The organism is Myxococcus sp. CA056, assembly GCF_013336715.1.
Lineage (GTDB): Bacteria > Myxococcota > Myxococcia > Myxococcales > Myxococcaceae > Myxococcus > Myxococcus llanfairpwllgwyngyllgogerychwyrndrobwllllantysiliogogogochensis.
On record NZ_JABUMT010000003.1, the window covers coordinates 310,615 to 324,973 of the forward strand.

At 68.6% G+C, this 14,359-nt stretch carries 5 protein-coding genes; 3 read left to right on the top strand and 2 right to left on the bottom strand.

Annotation, left to right across the window (positions count from 1 at the left end; all coding sequences use genetic code 11):
• The first annotated feature begins 109 nt into the window (after positions 1–109).
• The 3 genes from HUA76_RS15835 (at position 110) to HUA76_RS15845 (ending at position 11,839) form a co-directional block, all read left to right on the top strand.
• On the top strand, positions 110–4,576 hold the full coding sequence (locus HUA76_RS15835; RefSeq protein WP_174461349.1) for a hypothetical protein: 4,467 nt from the start codon (positions 110–112) through the stop codon (positions 4,574–4,576).
• Positions 4,577–4,690: 114 nt separating this feature from the next.
• Positions 4,691–10,222: an RHS repeat-associated core domain-containing protein gene (locus HUA76_RS15840; protein WP_174461350.1), complete on the top strand. Its 5,532-nt coding sequence runs from the start codon at positions 4,691–4,693 to the stop codon at positions 10,220–10,222.
• Positions 10,223–10,372: 150 nt separating this feature from the next.
• Positions 10,373–11,839: an APC family permease gene (locus HUA76_RS15845; protein WP_174461351.1), complete on the top strand. Its 1,467-nt coding sequence runs from the start codon at positions 10,373–10,375 to the stop codon at positions 11,837–11,839.
• 164 nt (positions 11,840–12,003) lie between these two features.
• Here the strand turns inward: HUA76_RS15845 and HUA76_RS15850 are convergent, their stop codons facing one another.
• The gene (locus HUA76_RS15850) at positions 12,004–13,653 is read right to left on the bottom strand and encodes a DUF4394 domain-containing protein (protein ID WP_174461352.1); all 1,650 of its coding nucleotides are present in this window, start codon (positions 13,651–13,653) and stop codon (positions 12,004–12,006) included.
• A gap of 294 nt (positions 13,654–13,947) precedes the next feature.
• Positions 13,948–14,274 carry a hypothetical protein gene (locus tag HUA76_RS15855; RefSeq protein ID WP_141642738.1) on the bottom strand — a complete coding sequence of 109 codons (327 nt, stop codon included), beginning with the start codon at positions 14,272–14,274 and terminating at the stop codon, positions 13,948–13,950.
• Positions 14,275–14,359: the final 85 nt, after the last annotated feature.

Genomic DNA, 14,359 nt, shown 5'->3' on the forward strand with positions numbered 1-14,359 from the left:
CATGGGCCCGCGCGGTTCCCATCGCAGTCCCTGACAGAGGGCGCCCTGGAAGCGCCCGGAGACCCGGGAGCCGCGCACACGCGGGTGCTCCACGGGAGGAGTGTGTTTCATGCGTCCGTCGAGCCCGTGGTGTCTCGCAGTCCTCTGTGCGCTGGTGGCCTGCGGCGAGGCCACCGAGGAAGAGTTGAACGACGTGGAGGCGCTGTCGGAGGCCTCGCAGTCCCTCAATGGCGCGTGTGATGACACGCGGCTGGCCTGGGCCTCCGCCGGAGACCCGTCCAACATCTGCGCGGTGCCGTGGCAGTACGGGCTGGACTGCAACAAGTCCGGAACCAACGTCACCTGTGGCCCGTCCACCGGCTTCGAGACGATGACCTGCTACGACTACCCGACGTGCCGGCTGCCCCAGTTCGGCGTCCAGGGCCGCGCGACGACGAACTTCAGCCAGACAGTCACTTCCTGCACCGCGTACACGGAACAGGAGTGCAGACCTAAGCCGCACACGCCCGATGTGGAGCTCTGCACGGACGTCACCCGCTTCAACTGCGCCACCCAGTGCCTGGCCGCGGCGAACGCGAAGCGCAACAGCCTGCCGCTCGCGGACCGCAACCTCGTCGTCATCCAGTCAGTCCAGGGGGCCACCGAGCGGGAGGTCAACTCCGGCTCGTGCACCTTCACGCTGACCCTGTGGCCCACGTACATCGCCAAGGCGGACCCGGCCTGTGGTGCGTCCACGGGCAACCACTCGTGCCCGGACCCGTCCAAGCCCATCTACCCCACGTGCCGTCACAACAACTTCGGCAATGACGTGGCCACCGCCTGCAACGCGAACCCGCTGTTCCACCCCGCGGACACCTCGCTGAACTCCGTGAAGCTCGCGGCGGCGGCGAAGTGGGCGGCGATGACGCCGAAGAACTACGAGCCCTCGCCGCTCTATGTGCAGCAGCCGCTCTGCCGCACGTGTGACCACCTGACGCTCACCGCCGCCTCCACCGCCGTGCAGGTCACCGCCAAGTACGACTGTCTGGTGCAGCAGGGGCTCGCCTCGGGTCTCCCGGCCGGAGCCGGTGGCGCGCAGCTCCGCACGGAGGTCGTCTCCCGGCTGAAGCTGCTCTTCGAACTCCATGGACACCAACTGACGCCCGCGCAGGTGCAGTTCATCCGCGGCCTGTACCTGTCCGACCCGGCCGCCAACACGAACTGCAGCGCGGGCTTCATCCCGCCGTCCACGCCCGGTTGCGGCACGAGCCTGACGGCGCTCAACGCGTCGATGGACCTCTGCACCCGACTGTCCTCGTCCCACGTCCCCGGTATCTCCGCGCGCTCGCAGGCGGCCTATTGCGTGGGCCTGGCTTCGCAGGTCGCGGCGGTGCCCGCGGGCGTCTGCCAGGGTGACGTGTACCGCGAGAAGTACCACGCCATGTGGCTGAAGCTGTACGAGCGGACCCTCTCCGACATCCGCCGCGATGACGTCCCGAACGACACGCTCCAGCGCAAGGTCCCCAACGCGGACGACGTGCGCACCCACCTGAAGTCCATCAGCGACTGGTACGCGGTGCAGCAGGCGCAGATGTTCCCCGGGGCCCTCAACAGCCCGGCGCTGATGAAGCAGCTCAGCGAGACGTTCGGCATGTTCTGGAAGGTCGCCTACGAGAACGCCCTCTTGAACGTGAACGGGCTGCCCCTGCACGCCCAGCCGCTCAATGCGGGGCTGCTCGTGGACCAGGCGGTGCTCAAGGCCACCCTGACGGGGACACCGGCGATGAGCGGCCCTCCCCTGCTGATGCTTTTGGGTGATGGCTTCAGCGGTCTGTTCCAGCGCATGGAGGACTTCAGCTACCTGCATGACCTGGGCTGCCGCTTCAAGGGCTGCGCGGCGGGCACCGTGGACACCGAGACGGGGGAGCTGTGGGCCCTCTTCGGCGCCGTGCCGGAGGCCACCACCCTCCAGGCGGCGATTTCAGCGGCCAACAAGCTGAACACGGCCGGCGAAGACCACGCGGGCTGGGTCTCGGTGTTCGGTCTGCTGCACTCGAACCACGTCACCTTCACCCAGGCGGTCCTCTCCGCCACGGGCGAGACGACGTACAGCCCCGCCCTGCTCAAGAGCGGCGCCGCTGGCGCGCCTCCTCCGCTGGCCCGCTGGGCACAACTGGTGGAGAAGGCGGATGCGTATTCCAGCAGCTACGCCAAGTCCGGCTTCTTCGTCAGCACCACGCGCGACACGCTGAAGACGGGCATCGAGGAGTACAAGTCCAACTTCATCAACGACGTGGTGGCCACGCGCAAGAGCGCGCTCACGACGGCGCTGAACGAGTTCACCCAGCATCGCGCCGCGCTCATCAACGAGGTGCTCGGCGAGGTGGCCAACGCCGCCAACCAGAAGACGGTGCGGACCACGCTGGCGCGCAAGCTCAACGAGTTCTATTCGCTCAACGCGGACCTCGTCGGGCTCCAGGACAACCTGGAGATACAGCGGATGCAGTTCAGCGACTTCGCGGCGGCGTTCAACACCACGCTGGAGAACGAGTCGCCGAACCTGGGCACGGACATCCAGCGCGGCCCGGTGCAGGTACTCACCATCGGCGCGGATGAGGCCCGTTGGTCGCCGGGTGGGACGTTCAACATCCTCTCGCTCGCGGTGCGTCAGCCGGGGCCGGGCGGCGTCGGCGGTCCCCAGGCCTTCGGCATCCCCGCGCTGCGCGGCGAGCTGCTGAACTTCGAGGTGTCTGGAGAGTACACGCCGAGCTGCGCCATCTCCGGAGCGATGCTGCCCCATCCCTCGAGCGGCACGCCGTCCGCCATCAACCTGGGCAACGGCCAGGCCCTCACGGGACCCGGGGGCTACACCGTCACCTTCTCCGGCAGTGGCTACGAAGCGGAGAGCGCGAACCTGTCCATGTTCTCGAAGAGCTCCGTGGAGACCCGGCTGTGCGCGGGCGTCAAGACAGAGGCCGGCGCGGAGTTCTTCGGCAACGGGACGACGGCGTACGTGTCGGCCGAGGCCTGCGTGAACAACTCCACGGGCATCGAAGGGACGTTCGACCAGCAGTCCGGCAGCGAGCAGCGCAGCACCGCCAGCTTCTCCATGGGCCTGCGCCTGCCGAACACGCCCTTCCCGAACGCGCCGGTGGGCAGCCTGCTGCTGGTGGCGATGACGCCGGGAGGCACCGGCCGCAACCACATCCGCGACGTGCAGGTGCTCCAGTCGCCCCACACGGGCGTCGTCGTGGAGGCGGACACCGACTACTTCCTGGTGGTGAACGACGTGGGCTCCTGCGCGGACGACCTGTCGCACCGGCTCACGGTGAAGAGCGTGCGCCTCATGCCCACCGGCGAAGCCGCCCGGGCGCTGGGCAAGGCCATGGCCACGGTGATGACCGAGCTGCGCGGGGCGACGCCCGCCTACGTGGAACAGGGGCGCGTGACGAGCAGCGAGCTGGAGGCCCTGCGCGTCACCGCCGAGTCCCGGTTGCTCCAGCAGTACAGCGTGGAGTGTCCGGGCTGCCAGATGAGCGGCATGCCGGACATCTTCAGCGCGCTCTTCGTCTCCTTCGCCACCCAGGAGCTCGCCCGGCTGGAGCGACTGGTGCAACTGCGCACCGTGGAGCGCGCCATCGAACTCCAACTGCTCGACATCCAGTCCCTGGCGGATGACCTGACGATGGGCGCCAACCAGGCACGGCTGCTGCGCCTCCTGCCGCTGTGGCGCCTGCGCAACCTGGATGGCGAGGAGCTGCGTGACAAGTCGCGCGCGCTGACGGGGCTCGTCACCGAGTACCTCTACCCGACGCTGGACCTGCGCCACCCCAGCTCGCTCGTGGGCTTGAAGACGAACGCGGACATCAACGCGCTGTTGCAGGCGAACTGGTCCGACGACTTCACGGTGCTCGCCGACAAGGCGCTCGCGGCCGTCACCGCCGTCGAGGGAGCCCTGGCCCAGGCACGCATCACCGACAAGCTGCCCAAGGACGTGGCGCTCGCCTTCGCCTTCCCCAACCCCGCGTTCAACATGCCCACCCAGTGGCACGCGGCGAACCCGGAGCGCTCGGAGACGCTGTGGAACACGCTCCTCTTGGGCACGGGCGAGGTGAGCATCACCCTCACGCCGGATGACCTGTACAGCGTGGGAGGCCAGGGTGGCGCGCTGCTCTGCCAGCACCACATGCCCATCATCAAGAACCTGGGCGTCCAGGTGGTCCGTCCCTTCAGCAGCACCAACGCGTCCGACTCCCAGGCGGGCCTGACGGTGCCCGTGCGGTGGGGCGACGTGCTGGCGTATCCCTCCACGGCGGGCATCAAGAACTACGTGATGCTCAACCAGGACTTCCTCGTGGGGGCTCCGCACCTGTTGTTCGGCAATGACATCGAGGTGCTGACCCTCTTCGCGCAGGACCTCCAGCAGCCGTTCGCGACCATCGCCGGCAATGGCCTGTCGCCCTTCGGCACCTTCAACATCCGGCTGGGCAACGTGCCTCCCGCGCTGTTCGCCGAGGCCTCCGCGCTGGTCATCACGATGAAGGTGGACGTGCTGGAGCTCGCGACGCCGGTCTCCGGCGTCACCGTCTGCCAGTAGTCAGCTCCCATTCGACGGGGAGGGTGGAGCGACGTGGGGAACGCCCCGCGCTCCGCCCTCCCCAGCCATCTCGCAGCGACTCTCTCTTTCGTACTTCACCCATCAGGTAGGAACATGAAACCGCTATCCCTCTTCCGAAGGATGCTGGGCGGCACCGCCCTGCTCGTCTCCCCTCTCGCGCTCGCGCAGCCCGCCGGCTTCACGGACGCCAAGATTCAACCGCCCCAGCTCGCCGCTCCGCAGCGGGGCTCCCTCATCGGCACCTATGCGCAGACGGCCTTCGGCGCGGCGGATGTGGCGCGCGGTGGCTTCGCGCTCGCCTCCCCCTTCGCCGTTCCGAAGGACAGGGGCGAGGTGCTCGGCTCGCCCTTCCCCACCTACTCCTCCGATGCTGGCCAGTCGGAGTGGGGACATGGCTGGCAGACGCGGCTGGAGATTCGCCGGTGGCGTGTCCGGGGCGACCTGGACTACGCGACGGACGAGCTCACCAGCCCCTGGGGGCGGCTCGTCCTCGGCGCCGATGGTGCCTGGTACCCCGCCGACATGAACCCCGCCGTGCGCGTGGAGCAGTCCGCCACGGGCCTCACCGCCTATCACCCCGACGGCAGCGTCTGGAGCTTCGGTGATGGCGCGGGTGGAGTCGCGGGCTCGGCGCAGGTGAACACCGTGAAGGGTACCTACTCCTGGTCCCTGCGCGAGGTGGTGAGCGCAACGGGCCGCAAGACGCACTTCACCTACGAGGCCAATGCGACGGGCCGCCTCTTCCTGAAGACGGTGCGGTACGGCGGCACCGGCACGGACTTCCAGTACCAGGTGGACCTGGGCTACGCGACGCTCGCGAAGCCAGTGGACGACTTCCGCTCGAGCAAGAAGCTGCGGTTGGACCGCCGCGTGTCCACCCTGTCGGTGAAGGCGAAGAGCGCGAGCACGGGCCTCTTCGAAGCGCGGTGGCAGTACCAGCTCGCCTACACGGAGCCCGTGGACGGCGTGGCCTTCTACCTGTCCCAGGTGGACCAGACCTACGGCACCGCGCCCGACGTGACGGTGGCGCCCACGGCCCGCTACACCTACCACACGTCCGCGGACGCGCTCGCCACCGCCACCTTCAGCCGGGTGACGAAGCTGGACGCGACGCTCGCCACCGCGGGCCAGGACGCCATCCAGCCCTGGCGCGCCTCGCTGCTGGACGAGGACGAGGACGGGCGGCTCGACTTCGAGCATGCCCAGGCCCAGATGCTCTACGTCCAGGAGGACTCCGGCTTCCGCGCCGAGGCCCTGCCTCCCGCCAACGCCGGCACGCAGTCCGTGTGCCGTCCCACGGCCCACGTGAGCAACGAGCCGCGTCTGCTGGCCCGCCTGCGGCCCAACCAGCTCAAGCCCGAAGTCGTGGCCATCACCAACACCAGCGGCTCCACCACGGACATCCGCGTGTGTGACCGCGCCGGCACGCTGCTGTCCCAGCAGTCCCTGACGGGCGCGTGGCAGTTGGGCCCGCACACCCGCTTCGTGGACCTGGACAGCGACCAGCAGCCGGACTTCATCCGCGTCGTCCCGGGCGGCTTCCAGGTGCGTCCCAATACGAGCAGCGCGGCGCCCGGTACGCAGTTCGGTGCCACCCTCAACGGCACGTTGACGCCGAGCGTGTCGGCGACGGCGACGTGGGTGCATGACATGAACGGCGACAGCATCCCGGACATCGTCGCGCGCCTCTCCAACGGGCTGCATGTGTGGCCAGGAACCGGCAGGTACGCCTTCGACTCGGCGTCCAGCAAGCTGTTCCCCGTGCTGACGAAGAACGGCACCAGCCTGGCGCAGCTCGCGACGTACTCGGCCATGTTCGTCGACGTGAATCGCGACGGCATGTCGGACGTGCTGCTGTCGAAGGCGGGCCTGGCCCTGCTCTTCGTCAACAACGGCAGCGAGTTCCGCGAGGTCACCGTCCCCGCGCTCACCTTCTTCAACGGGACGACGAGCGCTTTGACTCAGGGCGACTTCGCGGGCAGCGGCAACACCAGCCTCACCGTGACGAAGGGCTCGGATGCCTACAGCACGTCGCTGGATGGCCCGGAGACAGGCCTGCTCAAGTCGGCGGACGACGGCAAGGGCACCCTGCTGGGCTTCACGTACACGCGACTGCCCGCCGCCCCCGGGGCCCGCTTCCGACAGCCCGTGCTGGCGTCGCTGACGTCGGCATCCTCGGGCTACGACACCATCACCTACGCCTACCAGTACTTCGGCGCCAACTACCACTCGCTGGGCGGCTTCCTCGTCGGCTTCGACAGCGTCGTGCGCACCGCGCCGCAGGAGAGCCACGCGGTCAACTTCCTCAATGGAGATGACTTCGCCGGCCTGCTGCTCTCCGACACGCGCACGGACGCGCTCACGCCCCAGGTCCGCGAGGTCTCCTTCCGCGAGTACGAGGACGCCACGCACCAGGGCGTCACGTTCAAGCGCCTGAAGGAAGAGGGGCAGGGCTTCCGCGACGCGAGCCTGCCGGCGGTGACGCTCACCGAGTCCACGAAGACGGTCGCCTTCGACGGCCTGTGCCCGCAGCAGCAGGTGCGCGCCACCCCGTGGGGCACCCTCACCACCACGCTGGGACGCGCCAGCCTGCCGGCGCTCGTCAAGCACCTGCACTGCCTGCCCGCCACCTTGACGTATGCGGGCACGCATCCGCAGTCCTCGCTGAACTTCTCGTACCAGGGGGTCATCACCCGCAACACCGTGGGGCTCGTGCAGAGCGTCGTCGCCCAGGGGCCGCAGGGCGCCATGCCGCTCCAGACGGTGAGCTACTGGCCGGACTTCACCGTGAAGACGGTGAGCGAGCCGGGCCGGGGCAGCACGTCGTTCGAGTACACCCCGGGCCGCCTGCTGCTCTCCAAGGTGACCCAGCCGGACGGCGTGGCGCTGGAGGTCACCGAGCGTCACCCGCTGCATGACGGACTCCTGACGATGACCACCCGGCGCGGCGCGAGCACCCATGTGGAGCGCTTCCGCTACGACGGGATGGAGCGGCTGGCGAAGCGGTGGGACGCCCTGGGCGCCGCGAGCGAGGTGAATCCCAACGAGACGCTCAGCTACCGGTTCGCCACCGCCACCCGCCCTGCCGGAATCGCCGCGACGGCGCTGGTGGACGCTGGCGGCAATGCCCGGCGCTACACGGAGGAGTACTCCACCGCCGCCGGAGAAGACGTGGCCAGGACGCGCCTGGTCCCCGAGGGCTGGGTGGTGGACGGCCTGACGCTGCACAGCCGCCAGCAGCGGGAGAAGACGCGGTACGTGCGTCCCAACCTGCCGGCCAACGCCGACATGGCGGCCCTGGACTACGCCACGCTGCTGGGTGGCATCGAGCAGACGTCGAGCGTGCGCACCGCCGTCTTTGGCTACGACGTGGAGAAGGTGCTGCGCCACCACGTCGACGTCCAGCAGACCCTGGCCACGTCCTGGGCGCTGTCGGGGGGACGGCTCGTCGTGGAGACCCAGGAGAACAGCACGCAGACGCGTCGGCAGTTCCTGGACGCGGCGAAGCGGATGACGCGGTACGAGGATGAGCTCGGCTTCGCCTATTCGTACACCTACGACGCGCTGGGGCGCCTGAGGGGCGTGACGATGCCGGACAACCAGGGGCACCGGCTGTCCTACGACGCCTATGGTCGCGTCGACCGCGTGGAGCGCGATGGCGTGGCGAACGTGGACTTCGAGTACGCCCCCGGGACCTGGCTCGTGTCCGCGAAGCGCTTCCGCACGCCGAGCAACACGCTGGTGCGCAGCGAGGGCTACCAGTATGACGGCATTGGCCGCCGCACCGGCATCACCCACACGAGCACGGGCGGCGTGAAGTCGTACCAGCTCTACTACGACGGTGCCTCGCCGGCGGCTCCCGCCAACACGAGCGTGCCGGGCCTGCTCACCGCGACGTCGGGTGACGGGTACACGAAGCGGATGGAGTACCGGACGGACGGCACGTTGACGAAGTCGACGCTCAGCCTCACCGGCTGGCGCACGGTGGAGAGCGAGCTGACGTACGCGGAGAGCGGAGAGGTGCGGCAGGAAGTCACGCGCGTGAAGGACGCGGGTGGCGGTGTCCTGTCCACCACGTCGCTCGGCTACGTCTGGGATGCCTGGGGCCGGATGAGCGCACTGACGCGCAACGGTCAGCCCTGGGCGAGCGTGCAGTACAACGCCCTGGGCAAGACGGCGATGGTGGACTTCGGTGGCGGCACGTCGGTGTCGCTGGGCTACGACGTCCTCACCCGGCAGCGCACCAGCCTCGCGCACACCACGCCGGCCTGGAGCTCCTCCATCGCCTGGAAGCTGAATGCTCGCGGGCTCACCGACAGCGAGGTGATGGGCTTCGGTGGCACGACACTCGCGCGGCAGTACGGCTATTCACCCCAGGGCTTCCTGGCCTCGGCCCAGGACGCGCAGCATGCGTATGACTACGGCTTCGACGCGCTGGGCCTGTCCACGTTCATCTCCGATGCCTCGGGGACTCGCAACCTCGTCACGGGCGCCAACACGTGGGTGGTCGGTGGCGTGACGTACACGCGGGACGGGCTGGGCCGCACGGTGGCCCGGGACGACCTGAGCCTCACCTATGGGCCGGACGGTCAGGTGGCCTCCGCGCAGAAGGGCGCCCAGAGCTGGAGCTTCGTGTACGACGAGGACGGAGAGCGCCTGTTGAAGCGTGATGCGTCCGGGGCACCGCTCGCGGCATATCTGGAGGGCGGAGCATATCTGGATGGCGCGGGACTCACCCAGCCGGTGCGCGTGGATGCGCAGTTGGTGGGCGCTTTGGAGAATGGCGTCTTCCGCCTGCTGTCCACCGACCGCCGTGGCACGGTGATGGCGGATGCGGACGGGACGCAGCGGGTGGCCTCGCCGTTCGGTGACCGGGCGACACACCCCACGGGCTCGGCGGCGCTGGACTACGTGGAGAAGGCCTACGACGCGGACCTGGGCTTCGTGCGCATGGGGGTCCGCGACTACGACGCCCGCATCAATCGCTTCACCACTCCGGACCCGCTGTTCCTCGAGGACCTGGAGAAGTGCCGCGCCAGTCCCGTCGAGTGCAACCTCTACAGCTACGTGAGCAACCGTCCGTTGGACCTGGTGGACCCGACGGGGACCGAGGAGAAGAACGTTCCCACGGGGGACGCGGTCGGCAACGCGGTCAGCGTGGGTGCGCCCATCGCCATCGCCGCGGGCGTGCAGGTCGGCGGTCCCAAGGTCGTCTCGGGCGTGAAGGCCGGGTACGACATGGGCAAGCGGTTCTTGAACAACCCGGTGGTCTCCGGGGTCCGCAAGGCCAACGCCGCAATCAAGGTCGTGAAGTTCATCGGCGGTTGCATCAACGGCACCAATCCCCTCTTCAGCGAGCCGGTGGCGCAGTCGCGGGCCCGCTTCATCCGCGAGGCCCTCCAGGAGATGGCGCAGCAGCAGGCCGCCCTCCACCAGGAGCTGGGCAGCTACCTCGAAGAGGCGAGCCAGTCCCTGCCGGATGAGGAGCGCATGGACTACGTCCACCAGCGCATCAACGAGCTGGCGGCCGAGGACCGCGCCCTCCAGAAGAAAATCGACAAGGCGACCGAGAACCTGGAGAGCGCGGAGCAGGAGCTGAAGGAGTTCTACGAGGACCACAGGTAGCGACATCTGTCGTGAGTCCATCGCGGAGGAGGGCCGGGTCGTCCACCGGCCCTCTTTCGCGTTCCAGCGATTCCCGCGCAGCGGCCCCGGGCATGGCTCTCACGCGCCTGACGCTGGTCGGCGTCCGCCCTCGGACTATGCTCGGCGGCCATGAGCCCTCCTCTCGAGCATGAAGCTGGAGTTCCGTCAGGCACGTCGGGCGGAGGCTATTCGCGGCGGGTGGGCCTGTTCTCGGGGGTGATGCTCGTCATCGGCGGCATCATCGGCTCGGGCATCTTCCTCAACCCCTCCATCGTCGCCCAGCGCGTGCACACCCCCGCTCTCACACTGGGGGCCTGGCTGCTCGGCGGTGGCGTGGCGCTCATCGGCGCCTTCATCTACGGCGAGCTGGGACAGCGAATCCCCAAGGCGGGCGGCAGCTACGTCTACCTGCGAGATGCCTTTGGCGAGCTGCCCGCCTTCCTCAATGCCTGGGGAATGCTGCTGATGATCGCCACCGGCGCCATCGCCGCGGTGGCGGTGACCTTCGCCAACTACACGCTGGCGCTGACGGGCCTCGCGGACGGCTATCGGTTTCCTCTCGCCGTCGGCGCCATCGTGCTGCTCTCCGGCATCAACTACTTCGGCGTGCGGCCCGGGGCGCTCACGCAGAATGTCTTCACGGTGCTCAAGCTGGTGGCGCTCGCGGTGCTCGTGGGCGCGGGACTGCTGCTCGCGGGGGCCTCTCCCTCGGTGGGGAATACTACGCCCCCCTCGCCTCCGGACTCCATCGTGCTGGCTCTCGGCGCCGCGCTGGTTCCCGTCCTCTTCAGCTACGGCGGCTGGCAACAGACCAACTTCGTGGCCGAGGAGCTGGTGAATCCGGAGCGCAACCTGCCCCGCGCGCTCCTCTGGGGCGTCATCGGCGTGGTGACGGTGTACCTGCTCGCGAACCTCACCTACCTGCGCACGCTCGGCGCGGAGGGGCTGGCCGCGAGCAACGCTCCCGCGGCGGATGCGCTCGGGCTCCTGTTGGGGCCCACGGGCCGCACCTTCATCACGGCGGGCGTGGCGCTCTCCACCTTCGGGTTCCTCAACCTCGTCATCCTCGTGTCGCCCCGCGTCTATCAGGCGATGGCGGCGGATGGGCTGTTCTTCCCGTGGATGGCGCGCCTGCATCCGCGCTACCACACGCCCTCGGCGGCCATCGTCTTCCAGGCGGTCTGGGCCATCCTCCTCACGAGCACGGGGACCTACGGCGAGTTGCTCGACTACGTCGTCTTCGCGGACTGGCTTGTCTTCGGCGCCACGGCCGCCACGCTCTTCGTCTACCGGGCCCGGGAGCGTCAGGGACAGGTGCCCCGCGTGACGTACCGGGTGCCCGGCCATCCCGTCACGCCCCTGCTCTTCATCGCGGCGGCGCTCTACGTCGTGGTGGGGTCCACTGCTTCCAATCCCCTCAACGCGCTCAAGGGCACGCTGCTGCTCGGCGCGGGCGTGCCTGTGTTCCTCTACTGGCGCAAGCGCAGGGAGGCGCGCGCCACGGCGCAGGTATCGGGAACAGACGCCGTGGAAGGCCCCTCGGTACCGGAGCAGCCCGTGCGGAGCGCGGTGTCTGGCAAGCGCGGAGCGGACTGAAGCCCATCCCGGATTCTCCACGGCTCGGCGGGCCTCGGTGGACAGCGGCGCGCACTACGAGACCGACCGGGAAGGGCGAGGTGCGTACCTCTCCACGCGGATGCGCCGCCACCCCTGCGCGCAAGGCAGGGAATGGCGGCGCTCCCATCCTTCAGGTGCCTGCGTCAGTACACGATGGCGATGTCCCGCAGCTCCGGACCGGAAGCCCCACCGATGGCCGCCTGTTCCGCGGTCGTGGCGGTGCGCGGAAAGAACGTCGCGGCGCCCGTCAGCAGATTCACCTGATACAGCACATAGGGACCACTGGCCGCCGTGCGGCCCGCCGCCAGCGGCAGCCCGTTGTCGCCGCCAGCGATATCAAACCCCGTCGCGCCGACAAACGTCACGCCCAGCGCACCCACGTTCACCAGCGTGCCATCGTTGGGGGGCACCTGCTGAGTCAGCACGTTGCTGTTGCGCTCCAGGTCGAACAACGTCGTCGTCGTCGCACCCATAACGCTGTTCGTGTACGCCACACCGAAGACGACGGCACCCGGCGTCCGGTTGATGGCGCCGTCCGTGGTTGTCGCACCCGTGTCGACGTTGATGCGCAGGTTCTGCCCCGTGTCGCTCACCACGCGCAAACGGTCCGCCACGGGATTGAAGTCGATGACGAACTGAGTCCCCGACAGCGCGGTGAAGGGTTCCGTGGTGTCGGCGGGGTCCGCGTTCAGGGTGGCCTTCGCGGTGACCGCGCCTGTCTGCGTGTCCACCGTGTAGAGCTTCCCGGCGGACGACAGGGCATACATCGTCCGGTCCGCCGGGCGCAGGTCGATGCCGAGCAACGTCTCCCCTGCTGGCACCCCCGTCAGCGCCACCGTTGCCGTCAGCGTGTTGGGCGCTGAGACGGCGGCACGCACGAGCTGGTTGTCGGTGGTGAGACCGTAGACCGTGGCGCCCGACTCCTGCTTCAGGGCCAGCCCCTTGAGGGGCTCCGTCGAGCCGATGGCCGCGACTTCCGTGGCGGGGGCCGAAGTATTCTCCGGAGTGATGCGATACAGGCGCTGCGTACCGCCCACCGTCAGCGCGGCATAACCGACGTTGGTCCGCGCATCGATGTCATAGCCATTCACCCCCGAGGCATCCACGCCCAATGCAACCGGCGCGGAGAGTGTGCCGTTGTTCGGCGGATCCTGGAGGTAGACAGTGTCGGTCGCCGCATCCAGCACGAAGAGGCGGGTGGTGGCGGTCTCCGCGAAGGAGTTGGTGTAGGCCGCACCGCTGACCTGCGCGCCGCCATTGCCGCCATTGATGGCGACATCCGTGATGGTGTCGCCGGTGTCGACATTGATGCGCAGGTTCTGCCCGCTGTCACTCACCACGCGCAGGCGGTCCGCCACCGGATTGAAGTCCACGGCGAAGTCGGTGCCGACGAGGCCCGTGAACGGATTGTCGTCCCCTGTCATGGCGGACAGCGTGGCCTTCACGGTGGCGATGCCGGTGTCCGGGGCGAGGGTGACGATTCGCGCCCCGCTGGTGAGGCCATACAGTTGCGAGTCGGCGGGACGGTAGTCGATGCCCAAGAGCGACTCCCCTGCGTCCAGGCCCGTTACTGCGATGGAGCCCACCAGGACATCGGGGGTCGCGCGATTGAAGGACACGAGCGTGTCCGATGCGGTCAGGGCGATGACCTCTCCCACCATGACCGGTTCCGGCGCGCCATCCAGCCCCGTGCCGGGAGTCGGGTTCGGGTCGTCGTCGTCACCACAGGCCGTGAGGAAGAGCGCGGTAGCGAGCGCGGCGAGGAACGGGTGCGGCTTCCTGATAAGGGTCATGGGTTCCCCCGAAGGATGGACCGGATTGATTTCACGAGCCCTTACGATGGTCCTCTTGAGCTGGATTCCTCCCCGTGCCGCGGAGCACCTGGCTGTTCGTCATCCGACCCGCCGCGGAACAAGGCACCTTCCGAGGACGGACCGAAGCGCCGCCGAGGCTTCTTGTTTCTCTGAAATCAAACACCGCGAACCGCCAGGCGAGGCAGGGAGCCCTGAGTCGCCGGAAGCCTTGACGGGAGTCCATCACCCGCCAGCATGCGAGTGATGGACTCGACCGCTCAGGATGAACCGGCGCTACAGCGTCACGGCCCGAGCAGCCAGCATCGGCGGCGCGCAGATGGGGGCCACGAGCGCGGCGTCATCACGCGAGGACTCCGACGACGACAGCTCGTCCTCCTCGGTCCCCAGGGCCGCGCCGCCACAGGTGCCGTACTCCCACTCGGTCACCCACTCCTCACAGGTGACGACCTGCATGCTCCAGGGAATGGCACAGACCAGCCAGCACGGCGTGCTCTCATTGCAACGGTCCTGGGAGCAGTCCGGAGGCAGGGCCGACGCGGACAGCGGGGCCAAGACGAGCGCCGCGACTCCTGCGAACAGGGACTTCGATAGCAGTTTCATGATGTCTCCACGATGACGGGATGACCGGGCCACCCACGCGTGAGCCGGCCCCTCGACTGTCTCAGGAAAACCGCGAATCTTCAAA